Raw genomic sequence first — 15,538 nt, 5'->3', positions numbered from 1 at the left:
TGGGGTCAGTCAAGGCGGATCCTCGGGTCGAGCAGCGCGTAGGTGACGTCCACGAGCAGGTTCGCGAGGAGGTACACCATCACCAGGAGCACGACCACCCCGGTGACGACCACCCCGTCGAGCCGCTGGATCGACTCGAAGATGAGCCCGCCGATCCCGCGGATGTTGAAGATGCCCTCGGTGACGATCGCGCCGCCCATCAGGCTGCCGAAGTCCGCGCCGAGGAAGGTGATCACCGGGATCGCCGAGTTGCGGGTCAGGTGCACCCCGACGACGCGATTGCGGCTCAGGCCCTTCGCGGTCGCCGTCCGTACGTAGTCGGCCCGCGAGTTCTCCGCGATCGAGGTCCGGGTCAGCCGGGCCACGTAGGCCAGGGACAGGCTGCCGAGCACGTAGCCGGGCACGATCAGGTCGAGGAAGCCCGGGTTCGCCGGGACGGTCGGCGGGATCAGCCCCAGCCGCAGCCCCAGGACGGCCTGCAGCACGTAGCCGGTGACGAACACCGGGACGGCGACCAGGAACAGCGTCGCGGTGAGCACGACGTTGTCCAGGAAGCCGCCGGGCCGCAGTCCGGTCAGGACGCCCGCGGTGAGACCGATGACCGCTTGGATGAGCAGCGCGACCACGGCCAGCTTGATCGTCACCGGGTAGGTGTTCGCGATCAGCGTGCCGACGTCCTGGCCGCGGAAGTTCTGCCCGAAGTCGCCCTGCAGCAGTCCACCGAGGTACGAGAAGTACTGGACCAGGATCGGCTGGTCGAGACCGTACTCCACGCGCATGCGTTCGATGAAGGCGGGAGGACAGGCCTGGTCGCCGCACTTGCCGGCCAGCGGGTCGCCGGGCAGCGCCCAGACCATGAAGTAGATGAGGAAGGTGGTGCCGATGAAGACCGGCACCAGCTGCAGGAGTCGTCGCAGGACATAGCGCCCCACGGGTCACCTCCGGGTTCGGGACACGCCCGGCGGACCGCGCCGGACACGTGCGCCGACGGCCGGGGATCACCCGGCCGTCGGCGGCTGTGCGTGTGGTGGTGGCGTGCGTGGTGGTGCGGACTACTCCTGGACGGTGACCGACATCAGGTCGAGCTCACGGTCGTAGGTCATCGACACGTTGTCCAGCCGCTCGGACCAGCCGAACTGCGCGGACTGGTCGTTGATCGGCACGGCCGGCATGTCCTGGATCAGCACCCGCTCGGCCTCGGCCCACAGCTCCTGCGCCTCCTCGATCGAGGCGGCGCTGCTGCCCTGCGCGACCAGCGCGTCGAACGCCGGGTTGGTGTACTGGCCGTCGTTGTTCTCGGCGCCGGTGACGTACTGCGGCTGCAGGACGTACTCCATGGTCGGCTGCGCGGCGATCCAGCCGGAGCGCCAGATCCCGGTCAGCTCCTGCGCCTGGCGCTGGGTGAGGAACTCGGCGAAGGTCGGCACCGGCACGAAGTTGCACTCCACGCCGAGGGTGTTGGAGATGCTGATGCAGGCGGCCTGCATCCACTCGCGGTTGATCGCCGAGTCGACGTTGGAGATCAGCTCGATCGTGCCGTCGAAGCCGGACGCGGCGAAGAGCTCCTGGGCCCGCTCGGGCTGGAAGGTGCACAGCTCGCCGCACTGGTCGGCGACGTAGCCGGGCACGCCCTCGGGGATGAAGCCGGTGGCCGGCTCGACCAGGCCGTTGTAGACGTTGTCGATGATCGCCTCGCGGTCGACCGCCATCGAGATGGCCTGGCGCACCTGCGGGTCGGCGTAGCGCTCCTCGTAGATCGGGAACGCCATCGTGTTGATTCCGGCGTAGGGCTGGTTGCCGTTCCGCTCCGGCAGGTCCTGCTGGTACAGGTTGTCGATCAGGAACGAGCCGGGGATCGACTCGAGGAAGTCGAGGTTGCCGCTGACGACGTCCTGGTAGGCGGCCTCGCTGTCGGCGTAGAACCGGAACTCCACGCCGCCGACGTTGGCCGGGGCCGGCCCGCCGTACTCGTCGTAGCGGGTGACGGTCACGTTCTGGTCCGGGACCCGGGACTCGAAGCGGAACGGGCCGTTGCCGATCGGGTTCTCCTCGAACGCCTGCGGGTCGGCGAAGAACGACTCCGGCATCGGGAAGAACGAGATGTCGCCGAGGGTGGTCTCGAAGACCGGCGACGGGGATGTGAGGGCGACCGTGAAGGTGCGGTCGTCGACGACCTGCAGGCCGGACATGGTCTCGGCGGTCGGCTCGCCCTCGGCCGGCGCGACGTCGTCGTAGCCGGCGATGGGGGCGAAGAACCCGGTGCTGGACTGCCCGTTGGGCGCGTAGGCCACGTAGTTCCAGGCGTCCACGAAGCTCTGCGCGGTGACCGGGGTGCCGTCGTGGAAGGTCCAGCCCTCGCCGATGGTGATCGTGTAGTTCTGCGCGTCGGTGGTCTCGATCGACTCGGCCACGATGTTCTCGGTCTCACCCTCGGGGGTGTAGCCCACCAGGCCGACCCAGAGCGAGTCGATGATCTTGCTGCCGCCGGTCTCGCGGGTGTTGCCCGGGAGCAGCGGGTTCTGCGGCTCGGTGCCGAAGACCGAGATCGTCGGTGCGTCGGCCTGGGCGTCACCGGTGGCGTCCCCGCCTCCGCCGCAGGCGCTGAGTACCAGTGTGGTGGAGAGGGAGAGCGCGAGGAGCGCAGCAGCTCGGCGTGATCGCATCGGGTTCCGGTTTCTGTGCAGTGGGCCGGGCGGGGGTGGGGGCACGGCCGTACGGGCGACTGTGGGTTGGGACAGTAACCGCCGCGAACCGTCAAGTAGGTTACAAATCGGTTGCACGGGACGGGCGGCATCATCAGGACGTTCCGGGTGGTCAGCCGCGACAGCCGACGTTCCTGACGATGAGTGGTACATGTGTACCAAACAGTCCTCGGTGTGTGGTAGATGCCGAGTGGCGAGGATCTCCCGCTATGAGCGGTCGATGCCACCCCTGACCTCGTTATCCCTTTTCACGGTCACTGTTTGGTCACGATCCACCGCGCCCATCGCGAGCGGGGGACGCGATTCCTAGCCGCCCTCCCGGCGGGTTACCCGGCGGTATATCCGGTGCCCTGCCATCCCGGATCGGGCGCCGCACCGGCGTGCGCCCGCTGATCTCGAGAGGCACATTCGACGATGCGGATGAAGGCGGCGGCTGCGGTCGCGGTGGCGGGAGTGGGGGCCCTGCTGCTGAGCGCGTGCGGCGTGGGGGGAGGCGGTGGCGATGCCACCGCCAGCGGCAACTTCGCCGACTGCCCGGAGAACATCAACACCTGCAACGAGGTCCCGGCGGACCAGTTGCAGGACGGCGGGACGATCACGTTCGCGATCGAGAAGAACATCGCGAACTGGAACGTCAACTCGGCCGAGGGGAACGTGTTCGAGACCGGGATGGCGACCAAGGCGTTCCTGCCCTACGCCTTCAACTCGACGCCCGAGCTGACCACCGAGCTGAATTCCGACCTGATGGTCTCGGCGGAGCTGACGAACCCGACGACCGCGGTCTACCGGATCAAGCCCGAGGCGACCTGGAGCGACGGCACGCCGATCGGCGCGGCCGACTTCGTCTATGCCTGGAAGACCCAGGACCCGCGGGAGTGCCCGGACTGCGCGAGCGCCGGCAACGGCGGCTACGACCAGATCGCCGACGTCGTCGGGTCGGACGGGGGCAAGACCGTCACGCTGACCCTGGAGCGGCCCTACACCGACTGGCAGTCGTTCTTCGGGTCCAACGCCCCGCTCTACCCGGCGCACATCGCCGCGCAGCAGGGCGACATCAACACCCCGGCCGGTCTCGCGTCGTCGTTCGAGTGGCTCGGGGCGAACACCCCGACCTACTCCGGCGGCCCGTTCACGATCCAGAGCTGGGAGAACAACCAGGCGCTGACCCTGGTGCCGAACGAGCGCTGGTACGGCGCGACGCAGCCCCGGGTGGACACGCTGATCCTGCGCGTCGTCACCGACGCCACCCAGGAGCCGATCGCACTGCAGAACAACGAGGTGCAGGTGCTCTACCCGCAGCCGCAGGTGGACATCGTGACCCAGATCCAGCAGATCCCCGGTGTCTCGCAGGTCCAGCAGCTCGGCCTGACCTGGGAGCACTTCGACCTGAACCTGCGCAACCCGGTCCTGCAGGACACCGCGCTGCGCCAGGCGATGTTCACCGTGGTGAACCGGCAGGACATCATCGACAAGACGGTCGGCCAGTTCAATCCCGAGGTCGCGCCGCTGAACAGTCTGATGTTCCTCCCGCAGCAGGAGGAGTACACCGACAACCTCGCGGGCACCGACCTCGGCAGCGGCAACGTCGAGCGGGCCCGGCAGATCCTCACCGCGGCCGGCTACACCGGCGTCGGCCAGGACCTGGTCGCGCCGGACGGCCAGGCCGTCCCGGACCTGCGGATCCGCTACACCGTCGGCAACGCGATCCGGCAGAGCCAGTCCGAGCTGTTCGCGCAGTACATGCAGCAGCTCGGCATCGGGATCACCGTCGAGCCGACCGACGACCTCGGCACCACGCTCTCCGCCGGTGAGTACGACATCATGGTGTTCGCCTGGGTGCAGTCGCCGTTCCCGTTCGGCGGCGCGCAGCAGCTGTGGCTGTCCGACTCCGGCTCGAACTTCGGCCAGTACGAGAACCCGAGGACCGACGAGCTGATCAACGCCGCCGCGTCGAGCACGGACAAGGCGGCCGCCGCGCAGCAGCTCAACGAGGCCGACAAGATCATCCTCGGGGACGCCTACGTGCTGCCGATCTACCAGAAGCCGACCCTGCTGGCGACCCGCGACAACGTCGCCAACGTGCGCGGCAACGCCACCCTGGACGGGCCGATGTACAACGTCGCCGAGTGGGCACTGCGCGCCGAGGGCTGACCCGTACCCCGAGCCGGGAGCTCCGGCCGTGCCCGCACCCCTGAGGGCGCGGGCACGGCCGGGGCCACACCGACGACCGCTCCCACCACGGCGGAGAGACCCCTTCATGCTCATGTACGCAGTGCGCCGGGTCGTGATCTCGATCCCGATACTGCTCGCCTCGTCGTTCATCGTCTTCTGGCTGGGCACGCTGTCCGGCAACCCGCTCACCCCGCTGCTGCTGCGCAACCCACCACCACCGCAGAACGTGCTCGACGCCGAGGCGGCCCGGCTCAACCTGGACCAGCCGCTGCTCCCGCGCTACCTGTCCTGGCTGGGCGGGGTGCTGCGCGGTGACTTCGGGCCGTCGGTCGTCTCCACCCAGGTGATCGGCGACGAGCTCGCCGCCCGGTTCTGGGTGACCATGCGGCTGGTCATCCTGGCGATGGTGATCGCACTCGTGCTGGCCGTCGTGGTCGGCGTCTGGACGGCCGTGCGGCAGTACTCCAGGTCGGACTACGCGGCGACCTTCCTGGGCTTCCTGTTCCTGGCGATGCCGTCATTCTGGCTGGCCATCCTGCTCAAGCAGGGCGGCATCGACGTCAACAACATCCTCGGTGTCCAGCTGATCTCCACGATCGGCGCCGAGTCGATCCCGCCCGAGCAGGGCCTCGCCCGGGTCGTCGACATCGCAGGCCATCTCGTGCTGCCGACGACCGCGCTGGCGCTGATCTCCTACGCCTCGTGGAGCCGGTTCACCCGGGCGTCGATGCTGGAGACCCTGAACTCGGACTACGTCCGGCTGGCCCGGGCGAAGGGGCTGCCCCGGCGGACGGTGATGGTCCGACACGCGCTGCGCACCGCGCTGATCCCGCTGACGACGGTGACGGCGCTGGACATGGCGGCCATCCTCGGCGGCGCCGTGGTCACCGAGCGGGTCTTCCAGTGGCGCGGTCTCGGCGACTTCCTGCTCGAGTCGATCAAGCTCTACGACACTTACGCGGTCGCGTCCTGGCTGCTCGTCACCGCGGTCATCGTCATCGCCTTCAACCTGGTCGCCGATCTGCTCTACGGCGTCCTCGACCCCAGGATCCGCTATGCCTGACGCGACCGGAACGAAGCCGGACGCCGTGACCGATCGCGAGTTCACCGTCGCCGAGCGCAGCCAGGCGCAGCTGGTGCTGCGCCGCTTCGTCCGGCACCGGGCCGCGATGGTCAGCCTGGTCGTGCTCGTCGCACTGGTGCTACTGGCCTACGTCGGCGGCTGGCTGTGGCGCTACGACGTCGGCGAGATCACACCGTCGAACTCGCAGCCGCCGTCGCTGCAACACCCGTTCGGCACCGACTCGGTCGGCAAGGACCAGTTCGCCCAGGTGCTCGGCGGCACCCGCATCTCGCTGCAGGTGTCGGCACTGGTCGCGCTCGTCGCGACGTTCGTCGGCACCCTGTGGGGGTCGGTCGCCGGCTACTTCGGCGGCTGGGTGGACAGCCTCATGATGCGGATTGCCGACCTGGTGCTCACCCTCCCGCTGGTCGCCGTCGCCGCGATGCTCGCGCACAACTTCGGCGGCACCTGGTACCTGATCGCGATCGTCATCGCCGGGCTGTACTGGGCATACGTGTCCCGGGTCGCCCGCGGGGTGGTGCTCTCGCTGCGCGAGAAGGAGTTCGTCGAGGCCGCCCGGGCGCTCGGCGCGTCCGACACCCGGATCATCGTGCGCCATCTCGTGCCGAATGCGCTCGGCTCGAGCCTGGTCAACCTGACCATCCTGGTGGCGCTCGCCATCCTGCTCGAGACGGCGCTGTCCTACCTGGGTTTCGGCGTGCAGACACCGGACACCTCGCTCGGGCTGCTCGTCTCCGAGGCGCAGACGGCACTCACCACCCGCCCGTGGTTGTTCTACTTCCCGGGAATCTTCATCATCGTCATCGCGCTCACGATCAACTTCATCGGCGACGGCCTGCGTGACGCGTTCGACCCGCAACAGACGAAGGTGCGTCAGTGAGCAAGGTGCATCAGTGAGCAGAGCAACGGACCCGGCGGTGCTGGACGTCTCGGGTTTGACCGTCACCTTCCCCAGCGCCGACGGCCCGGTCCGCGCCGTCCGCGGGGTCGACTACCGGCTGCGCCGCGGCGAGGTCCTCGGCATCGTCGGTGAGTCCGGCTCGGGAAAGTCGGTCACCTCGCTCGCCGTGATGGGCCTGCTGCCGCGCACCGCGCAGGTGACCGGCTCGATCGTCTTCGACGGCCGGGACCTGCTCACACTGTCGGAGAACGAGCTCAACGGGATCCGCGGCGAGCGCATCGCGATGATCTTCCAGGACCCGATGACCTCGCTGAACCCGGTCTACACGGTCGGCTACCAGGTCGAGGAGGCGGTGCTCGCGCATCGCGACGTGAGCAGAGCACAGGCCCGGGAACGGGCCGTCGAGCTGCTCGGCCTGGTCCGGATCCCGAACCCGGAGCAGCGCGTCTCGTCGTACCCGCACGAGCTCTCCGGCGGGATGCGGCAGCGGGTGGTGATCGCAATCGCGATGGCCAACGACCCGGACGTGATCATCGCCGACGAGCCGACCACCGCCCTCGATGTGACCGTCCAGGCCCAGGTGATGCAGGCGTTGCAGGCCGCGCAGCAGGCGACCGGCGCCGCGATGGTGCTGATCACCCACGATCTCGGCGTGATCGCCGGGCAGGCCGACCGGGTGATGGTGATGTACGCGGGCAAGCTGGTCGAGGTCGGCGACGTCGAGCCGATCTTCTACGAGCCGCGGATGCCCTACACGCTGGGCCTGCTCGGGAGCCTGCCCCGGCTGGACCGGCCCACTGAGCGATTGACCCCGATCCCCGGGGCGCCGCCGTCGGTGGTGAACATGCCGCCCGGCTGCCCGTTCTCGCCGCGCTGCCCGCTGTCCACCGACGTGTGCCGGGACAGCGAGCCGGAGCTGGTGGCGGTGGGCGACGGCTCGGCCGACCACCACGCCGCCTGCCACCACTCGGCCCAGGTGTCGGGGGTGGCGGCGGAGGACGTGTTCGACCCGGCCGCGGTCGCCGACGGCGACCTGGCCGTCGGCCCCGTCGGCCCGGTCGACCCGGAGAGCCCGGCGACCGCGGAGGGGGCCCGATGAGCGACACGGTGACCACCCCGGCGCTGCTGTCGGCGCGCAACCTGGTCAAGAACTTTCCGATCCGCTCCGGCGGCCTGTTCCGCAGGCAGGTCGGTGCGGTGCAGGCGGTCAGCGACGTGTCGTTCGACATCGCCGGCGGCGAGACGCTCGGGCTGGTCGGCGAGTCCGGCTGCGGGAAGTCGACGCTGGCCCGGGTCGCGCTGAACCTGATCCCGGCGACGTCCGGCGAGGTCCGGTTCGACGACCGGGAGATCACCGGGCTGTCCGGCGGGCGGATGCGGGCGCTGCGCCGCGAGATGCAGCTCGTCTTCCAGGACCCGTACGCCTCGCTCGACCCGCGGATGCCGGTCAACGAGCTGATCGCCGAGCCGCTGCGCATCCACGGCCGTTACGGCGACGACGGCCGCCGCCAGGTCCGCGACCTGATGAGCACCGTCGGGCTGCGCCCCGAGCACGGCAACCGGTACCCGCACGAGTTCTCCGGCGGCCAGCGGCAGCGGATCGGGATCGCCCGCGCGCTCGCGCTGCAGCCCCGGCTGATCGTGCTCGACGAGCCGGTCTCCGCGCTCGACGTGTCCATCCAGGCCGGCGTGCTCAACCTGCTGCAGGAGCTGCAGGCCGAGCGCGGGCTGTCCTACCTGTTCGTCTCGCACGACCTGTCGGTGGTGCGGCACATCGCCGACCGGATCGCCGTCATGTACCTGGGGAAGATCGTCGAGACCGGGCCGGCGGCGTCGCTGTTCGAGGCGCCAGCCCACCCGTACACGCACGCGCTGATCTCGGCGATCCCGCTGCCCGATCCGCGCCGCGAGCGGGCCCGGGAGCGGATCACCGTGGTCGGGGACCTGCCCAGCCCGGCCGATCCGCCGTCGGGCTGCCGGTTCCGCACCCGCTGCCCGACCTTCGCCGGCGCGCTCACCACAGGTGAGCAGAGCAGGTGCGTCGAGGAGGAGCCCGCGCTCGTCGAGCGGGGCAGCGGGCACCCGGTGGCGTGCCACTACGCGCAGGCCCGCGCGCTGCTGTAGGCCGGGGCGCCGCCGGCGACACGCTGCCCGGTGCGAGACTGGACGGCGTGTCGCTGGTGCTGGGAATCGAGACGTCCTGCGACGAGACCGGCGCCGGGCTCGTCCGGGACGGGACGCTGCTGGGCGAGGGGTTGGCGTCGTCCGCCGACGAGCACGCCCGGTTCGGCGGCGTGGTGCCCGAGGTCGCCGCCCGCGCGCACGTGAGCGCGGTGGTGCCGACGGTGCGGGCCGCCGTCGCCGCGGCCGGGGTGTCGCTGTCCGACGTGGACGCCGTCGCGGTCACCGCGGGCCCCGGGCTGTCCCCGGCGCTGCACGTCGGGGTGGCGGCGGCGAAGGCGTACGCGACGGCGCTGGACGTCCCGCTGTACGGCGTGCACCATCTCGCCGGGCACGCCGCCGTCGACGTCCTGGAGCACGGCCCGCTGCCGGCCCGCTGCATCTGCCTGATCGTGTCCGGCGGGCACACCTCGCTGCTCTCGCTCGGCGACCTGGCCCGCGACCCGGTCGAACACCTCGGGGACACCGTCGACGACGCGGCGGGGGAGGCGTTCGACAAGGTCGCCCGGCTGCTCGGGCTGCCCTACCCGGGCGGGCCGTCGGTGTCGGCGGCCGCGCTCGACGGCGATCCGGCCGCCGTCGCCTTCCCGCGGCCGATGACCGGGCCGCGCGACGCCGCGTTCGGCTTCTCCTTTTCCGGCCTGAAGACCGCCGTCGCCCGGCACGTCGAGGCGGCCCAGGACGCCGGCCGGCCGGTGCCGGTGCCGGACGTGGCGGCCTCGTTCCAGATGGCCGTGGTCGACGTGCTGGTGCGCAAGGCGCTGCGGGCGTGCGCCGAGCGCGCAGCGGACACCCTGCTCATGGTCGGCGGGGTCGCCGCCAACCGGGTGCTGCGCGCGGAGATGGAGCGGGCCTGCGCCGCCGCCGGGATCACCCTGCGGGTGCCCGCGCCCCGGCTGTGCACCGACAACGGCGCGATGATCGCCGCACTGGGCGACCTGCTGGTGCGGTCCGGGATCGAACCGGCCGGGCTGGCGACGACGGCGGTGCCGACCGTGCCGCTGAGCGGTGCCGCGGTCCCGGTCCCGCCAGCGGAGAGGGAGGCCGCGGCGCACCCGGTGGCGGGCGCGCGTTGACCGGTCGGCCAACGGCGGAGCTCAGCGGCTGTCCCATGCGCCGGGGCGCCTGCTCAGCTCGCTGACCGGCCGGGGCAGCGGCCCCTCTACCACGTCGCTGAGTGTGACTTCCTCCATCACGGCCCGGATGCTGGCCCGCAGCGCGATCCACACCTGAGGGAGTGCGGTCGCCACGCCCTCGTACTCCAGGTCCTGGGCCGGGACTCCGCGGACCGTCGCCATCGGGCCGTCGACGGCCCGTACCACCTCGGCGAGGGTGATAGTCCGGCCCGGTCTGCTCAGCCAGTAGCCGCCCTCTGCGCCGCGCTGGCTGCGAACCAGACCGGCCCGGCGCAGCTGATTGAGGATCCCCTCCAGGTACTTCTCCGGGATCCCCTGCTCATGCGCGATCTCGCTGCAGGTCGCCGGCCGCCCCTCGGTCGTGACGAGCACCAGGGCGGCTCGGATCGCGCTGTCCGCCTTCGTCGAGATCCGCACGTACTGAATCCTGCCAGCCCGATGGGCCGGCAGGCGCGGGATCGGTGGGAGGTGTCGCCAGCAGGTCGGCGAGTCGGCGGGCCACGGCCGAGCGCGGATGGTCCAGGGTGCCCAGCGACCGCCCCCGGCGGTCGACGAGGAGGTAGCCTGCGGGTGCGTGACCGCCGAGATGTTGCGCGCACAGCTGTTGTGCCGCGGGACCCGCCACACAGACGTGCACGCGTAGCCGCCCCCGGTCGTCAGCGAGGCGGATGAGACGGTTCAGATCGGGGAGTGGGGTGACGACGGGGGTCCGGACCAGGGCGAGGACGTCGAGCGGGGCGGGCAGTAGGTCCAGCGCGGCACGTTCGGATGCGGACAGGTCGGCACCCGGGAGGCGGACCCGCGCCCTCAGGTGCCCTCGAACGAACTGCTCGTAGGACAGGGCCTCGCGGATCGCCTGGTCGGTCAGGGCGCAGCGGGACGGGGAAACGACGAGTGCAGACACGGCGGCAACGGCAGTTCTCCGGACGGCGAGCCGAGGCTCGGGGCAGGTCGGGTCAGTTCCCGGGGGACCACGGAGCGGCTGCGATGAGACACACGGCGCTGCATACGTATCCGAGGTCGACCTGCCGTCGCCGGGTGAAGCCGAGGAGGACCGGCTTGGGCGGAGGCGTCACCCTTCAACTTTGGCACGGTGGCGGGCCGCTGAGGATGTGGTGCCGGACACATACGCGGGGGCTCACAGAGGCGGTTCCGAGGCGGGCGCGAACCAGGACCGGGCGGACGAGCGGTATAGACTCATGCGGACCCGCTGCCGGTGAAGGACTCATGTGAGGGTTTCAGCTCGCGTCGACTACGCCGTCCGAGCCGTCGTGCGCCTCGCGGTCTCGCAGGGCAGCCCGATCTCGGCGGCGTCGCTCGCCGAGACGGAGCAGATCCCGAGTCAGTTCCTGGAGCTCATCCTCGCCGACATCCGGCGGAGCGGGATCGCGGTCGGTCACCGTGGGGCGCGAGGCGGATTCAGCCTGGCGCGCCCGCCGGACAAGATCAGCCTCGCCGACGTCGTGCAGGCGGTCGACGGCCCGGTCGCCACGGTGCGCGGGGAGCTCGCCGAGCAGGTCAGCTACGACGGCCCGGCCGCACCGCTGCAGGACGTGTGGATCGCGGCCCGCACGGCGCTGCTCGGCGTCCTGGAGTCGGTCACGATCGCCCAGGTGGTGAACGGAAACCTCCCGCCCGGGATCACCACCGTCGTCCGGGACGCGAGCCGGGCCGGCGCCCGGGGCTGACCAGCGTTCAGTCGCCCGGCCCCTCCCGGGTCCCGAGGAACGGCCGGTCCTCGCCCGCCGTCACGGCGATGTCCAGAGTGTTGCCCGGTGGCGGAGTCGGGCCCGGGCAGTACTCGGAGAAGGCGGCCAGCGGTACCACGCTCCGGTTGAAGTCGACCATCACATGGCCGTCGTCATCGGGCGGGTCGATGCTGAGGAAACGGAACGGGAAGAGCTCCGACCTGGTCCGGTCGGCGAAGATCACGTGCAGGCGGCCACGGGCCAGCGGGCTCGCTGTGAGGCTGATCTCTCGGCCGTCGACGGTGCACCGGATCTCGCCGGCGACGGCGAGCGACCGGTCGCGGCCGTCGGTGTAGGGGACGGTGGTGCCCGTCGGCTCGAGCACCGGGACGAAACGGCCGGGGATCACCCACTCGATGTCGGGTTCGTAGACCTCGATCCCGCCGAAGGCGGTCTCCAGTAGCTGTTCCTCGATGGCGCGGAGCGCGTAGAGGCCCTCCGCCTCGACCAGCGGCCGGATGCTGGGCGGGACGTCGCTGTCGGGCAGGTTGCGCGGAATCTCGATCCGGAACTCGATGTAGCGGGTGCGGGTCCGGTCACCGGCCCGGCCGGCGCTGTTCGCGGTACCGGGCACGGGTAGGCCCGGTAGGGACCAGTGCAGTCCGACGGCGTCACTGTGGCCGGCCGACATCTGCAGTCTGCGAGCGCAAAGGCTGATGAGCGGGCCATACGGCGTGGCAAGGCTGCGGACGCGCTGGGCGTGCCAGCGCTCCCACTCGTCGACATAGCTCATCGCGGCTCCTGCAAGGGCTGCTCCCCTCTGAAGCCTAGTCGGGCTGCGCCGCAGGGGGTTGCCGCCCGTCGACTGAATTGCTAGTTTTCCGATCGGGATTACGAACTCGATAGTTGGAGGGTCGATGTCGCTGGAGCTGATCCACGGACGGTGGGCGGGGCGGATCCCGTCGCCGCTCCGGGACGTCGTCGTCGACGTCGCGCAGGAGCTCGCGGCCGGGCGCCGCCGGCGCGACGAGCAGGGGACGGCGAGCGCCGACGACCTGGGCCTGATCGACCGGCCCGCGCTGCTCGGCGCCACGCTCCCCGCCGAGCACGACGGCGAGGCACTCCCGACGGCGGCGCTCGTCGAGGTCTTCGCGACGCTCGCGGCCGCCGATCCTGCGGTCACCCAGCTTCTTTTGCCGCACTTCGTGCAGGTCCGGGTGATCCTCGGGCTCGGTGGGCCCGAGCTGGTCACGCAGGTTGTCGAGGAGATCCGGGCGGGCGGGCGGCTGTCCGCGGGGGCCTCGGAGCGGGGAACGCCGCGGGCCTGGGTCCCGGCGACCCGGCTGCGCCCCGGTGACCCGCCGACCCTCTCGGGGCGCAAGTACTACGCGACCGGTGCGCTCACGGCCCGTCGTCTCGGGATCACCGCGTTGGACGCGGACGACCGGCTGGTCCTCGCGGTCGTTCCGGCCGACGCCGCAGGCCTGGTGCTGGAGGCCGATTGGGACTCGTTCGGCCAGCGAGCCACAGCCAGTGGCTCAGTGGTCCTTACGGATGTCCGGGTCGATCCGGCGAACGTGCTGCCGCTGTGGAAGGGCGGCGATACACCGGGTGTGGAGGGGGCGTTCGACCAGCTGCTGCACGCGGCCATCGACCAGGGCATCGCCCGGGCAGCCCTCACCGCCACCCGCGATTACCTGCGCGACCACGCCCGGGTCTGGTTCGAGTCCGAGGCGGAGCGGATCGTCGACGAGCCGGAGGTGGTCGCCCGGTTCGGTGAGATCGCCGCGCGGGTGATCGCGGCCGACGGGGCGCTCGCAGCGGCTGCCCGGCGGTGGGATGAGGTGGTCGCCGAGGACGTCACCGCCGACAGCGCCGCGACGCTGTCGATCGAGGTCGCCGCGGCGAAGGACGCCACGACGAGGGTCGCGATCGAGACGGCGAACAGCCTGTTCGAACTCGGCGGGGCGAGTGCGACGGCGTCCGGGCACGGCCTGGACTGGTACTGGCGCAACGCGCGCACCCACACCCTGCACGATCCGATCCGCTGGAAGCACCGGCACATCGGGAACTACGCGCTGCACGACACCCGGCCACCCAGGCACGGCCTCATCTGACTGCCATGACCATACGTGTGCACTGGTTCCTTCCCACCCAGGGCGACTCGCGTGACATCGTCAGCACCGGCGAGTCGGCGGCCCCGGGCGACGGATGGCGCGCGCCGACTCTCGACTACCTCGATGTGGTCGCGCGGACCGCGGAGGTGGGTGGGTTCGAATCGCTGCTCACCCCGACCGGCAGCTGGTGCGACGATGCCTGGGTCGTCTCGTCCTTCCTCGCCGCCCGGACGCGGCGGATCCGGTTCCTGGTCGCCTTCCGGCCGGGGCTCGTCTCCCCCACAGCGGCCGCAGTGCAGGCGGCGACCTTCCAGCGGCACTCGGGTGGCCGACTCTCGGTGAACATCGTGACCGGGGGCGACGCCGCGGAGCAACGGGCTTACGGCGACCACCTCAGCGCCGGAGAGCGGTACGGGCGGACCGCCGAGTTCCTGACCGCGTACCGGGCAGCGCTGGACACGCTGGACGGCGGACCGCCGGTGGTACTCCGCGGCCGCCACGTGCACGTCGAGGGGGCCCGGCTGCAGCTGCCGACGGTTCCGCGGCCGCCGGTGTTCGTCGGTGGGGCGAGCGATCGGGCCAAGCAGGTCGCGGCCGAACACGCCGACGTGCACCTCACCTGGGGGGAGCCGCCGGCCGCGGTCGCCGAGCATGTCGCCCGGTTGACTGAGCTCGCCGACCGGGCCGGCCGGACCGTCGCGTCCGGGATCCGGTTGCACGTCATCACCCGCGAGACCGCCTCGGAAGCATGGACGGTCGCGGAGCATCTCCGGTCCCGCATCCCGAGTCGCCGGATCGAGGAGACGCAGCGCGCCCTGCGCCTGGTCGAGTCGGAGGGGCAACGCCGCATGGTCGCGCTGCACGACTCCGGCCGCATCCGGGAGCTTGAGGTGTCACCGAACCTGTGGACCGGGTTCGGGCTGGTCCGCGGCGGTGTCGGGACAGCACTCGTGGGAAGCCATGAGCAGGTGGCGGACCGGATCCGGGAGTACCGCGGGCACGGCATCACCCACTTTGTCCTCTCCGGGCAGCCGCACGTCGAGGAAGCCCTGCAGTTCGCCGAGGGTGTGCTGCCCCGGCTGCAGCACACCTGTCCGGCCTGACGCCGTCCCGTCCATCGCCTCGTCCAGAAGGAGAACCATGCCTATCAGCGGTCCGCTCCGCGCGGTCGACACGAAAGTGCTCGGCATCGACCTGGAGACCACTCCCGTCCACGGTTCGGCCCTCGACCGCTACGTCGTCGTTTCCGTCGACGGCGGGTTCGGCCATGCCGAAGCGGCTCTCGAACACATTACGAACGAACAGGGAACGGTCGTCCGTGCAGCCCCGGCGCAGAGCGAGCACGCCGCCGCGGAGCTCTTCGACACTGTCCGGCGAGATCGGCGCTCGCTGGACGCGGTCGTGCTGTCCGGCGGTCGGCTAAGGGCGGACGACGACCCGGAGGAACGCATCCGCGTGGTGCTCGCGGCCGTCCGGGCCGAGATCGCCGCGCTCCGCAGTTCCGGCGGAGCCCTGGTCATCCAGCTCGACCTGACCCTCGACACCCCCACGGAGTAG

At 71.0% G+C, this 15,538-nt stretch carries 14 protein-coding genes; 10 read left to right on the top strand and 4 right to left on the bottom strand.

Going from position 1 to position 15,538, the window contains the following annotated elements:
- Positions 1 to 5 precede the first annotated feature (5 nt).
- Together ABZ881_RS09540 and ABZ881_RS09535 are read right to left on the bottom strand one after the other, a co-directional pair.
- Positions 6 to 932 carry an ABC transporter permease gene (locus ABZ881_RS09540; RefSeq protein WP_344026455.1) on the bottom strand — a complete coding sequence of 309 codons (927 nt, stop codon included), beginning with the start codon at positions 930 to 932 and terminating at the stop codon, positions 6 to 8.
- A gap of 120 nt (positions 933 to 1,052) precedes the next feature.
- The gene (locus tag ABZ881_RS09535) at positions 1,053 to 2,663 is read right to left on the bottom strand and encodes an ABC transporter substrate-binding protein (protein WP_358483262.1); all 1,611 of its coding nucleotides are present in this window, start codon (positions 2,661 to 2,663) and stop codon (positions 1,053 to 1,055) included.
- A 459-nt stretch (positions 2,664 to 3,122) separates the two neighbouring features.
- Here ABZ881_RS09535 and ABZ881_RS09530 point away from each other — a divergent pair, with 459 nt between their 5' ends.
- From ABZ881_RS09530 to tsaD, 6 genes are all read left to right on the top strand, one after another.
- Positions 3,123 to 4,853, top strand: coding sequence for an ABC transporter family substrate-binding protein (locus ABZ881_RS09530; RefSeq protein WP_358483261.1), 1,731 nt, complete (start codon positions 3,123 to 3,125; stop codon positions 4,851 to 4,853).
- A 106-nt stretch (positions 4,854 to 4,959) separates the two neighbouring features.
- Positions 4,960 to 5,937 carry an ABC transporter permease gene (locus ABZ881_RS09525; RefSeq protein ID WP_358483259.1) on the top strand — a complete coding sequence of 326 codons (978 nt, stop codon included), beginning with the start codon at positions 4,960 to 4,962 and terminating at the stop codon, positions 5,935 to 5,937.
- The gene (locus ABZ881_RS09520; protein ID WP_358483258.1) at positions 5,930 to 6,838 is read left to right on the top strand and encodes an ABC transporter permease; all 909 of its coding nucleotides are present in this window, start codon (positions 5,930 to 5,932) and stop codon (positions 6,836 to 6,838) included. The genes ABZ881_RS09525 and ABZ881_RS09520 overlap by 8 nt, the downstream gene beginning before the upstream one ends.
- Before the next feature lie 13 nt (positions 6,839 to 6,851).
- On the top strand, positions 6,852 to 7,958 hold the full coding sequence (locus ABZ881_RS09515; protein ID WP_358483257.1) for an ABC transporter ATP-binding protein: 1,107 nt from the start codon (positions 6,852 to 6,854) through the stop codon (positions 7,956 to 7,958).
- Positions 7,955 to 8,983: an oligopeptide/dipeptide ABC transporter ATP-binding protein gene (locus tag ABZ881_RS09510; RefSeq protein ID WP_358483255.1), complete on the top strand. Its 1,029-nt coding sequence runs from the start codon at positions 7,955 to 7,957 to the stop codon at positions 8,981 to 8,983. Before ABZ881_RS09515 ends, ABZ881_RS09510 begins: the two co-directional genes overlap by 4 nt.
- Before the next feature lie 47 nt (positions 8,984 to 9,030).
- On the top strand, positions 9,031 to 10,116 hold the full coding sequence (gene tsaD, locus ABZ881_RS09505) for a tRNA (adenosine(37)-N6)-threonylcarbamoyltransferase complex transferase subunit TsaD (RefSeq protein ID WP_358483253.1): 1,086 nt from the start codon (positions 9,031 to 9,033) through the stop codon (positions 10,114 to 10,116).
- 21 nt (positions 10,117 to 10,137) lie between these two features.
- Here tsaD and ABZ881_RS09500 read toward each other — a convergent pair whose 3' ends face one another.
- Complete coding sequence (locus tag ABZ881_RS09500) at positions 10,138 to 10,593, bottom strand: Rrf2 family transcriptional regulator (protein WP_358483251.1); 456 nt, start codon at positions 10,591 to 10,593, stop codon at positions 10,138 to 10,140.
- 812 nt (positions 10,594 to 11,405) lie between these two features.
- On the opposite strand from ABZ881_RS09500, the gene ABZ881_RS09495 reads away from it, so the two are divergent.
- On the top strand, positions 11,406 to 11,864 hold the full coding sequence (locus ABZ881_RS09495) for an Rrf2 family transcriptional regulator (protein ID WP_358483250.1): 459 nt from the start codon (positions 11,406 to 11,408) through the stop codon (positions 11,862 to 11,864).
- A gap of 7 nt (positions 11,865 to 11,871) precedes the next feature.
- Here the strand turns inward: ABZ881_RS09495 and ABZ881_RS09490 are convergent, their stop codons facing one another.
- Positions 11,872 to 12,498: a DUF1684 domain-containing protein gene (locus tag ABZ881_RS09490; RefSeq protein ID WP_358483249.1), complete on the bottom strand. Its 627-nt coding sequence runs from the start codon at positions 12,496 to 12,498 to the stop codon at positions 11,872 to 11,874.
- 283 nt (positions 12,499 to 12,781) lie between these two features.
- On the opposite strand from ABZ881_RS09490, the gene ABZ881_RS09485 reads away from it, so the two are divergent.
- Genes ABZ881_RS09485 through ABZ881_RS09475 form a run of 3 tightly spaced genes read left to right on the top strand, consistent with a single transcriptional unit; the run spans position 12,782 to position 15,538 of the window.
- Positions 12,782 to 13,981 carry an acyl-CoA dehydrogenase family protein gene (locus tag ABZ881_RS09485; RefSeq protein ID WP_358483248.1) on the top strand — a complete coding sequence of 400 codons (1,200 nt, stop codon included), beginning with the start codon at positions 12,782 to 12,784 and terminating at the stop codon, positions 13,979 to 13,981.
- Positions 13,982 to 13,986: 5 nt separating this feature from the next.
- Positions 13,987 to 15,084, top strand: a complete 1,098-nt coding sequence (locus ABZ881_RS09480) for an LLM class flavin-dependent oxidoreductase (protein WP_358483247.1) — start codon at positions 13,987 to 13,989, stop codon at positions 15,082 to 15,084.
- 37 nt (positions 15,085 to 15,121) lie between these two features.
- Entirely contained in the window at positions 15,122 to 15,538 is a 417-nt protein-coding gene (locus ABZ881_RS09475) for a hypothetical protein (protein WP_358483246.1), read from the top strand.

This window comes from Pseudonocardia sp. NPDC046786 (assembly GCF_040645415.1).
In the GTDB taxonomy this organism is placed as follows: domain Bacteria; phylum Actinomycetota; class Actinomycetes; order Mycobacteriales; family Pseudonocardiaceae; genus Pseudonocardia; species Pseudonocardia kongjuensis.
The sequence above is the reverse complement of the archived record's forward strand: the minus strand, read 5'-3'. Positions and strand labels throughout refer to the sequence as shown.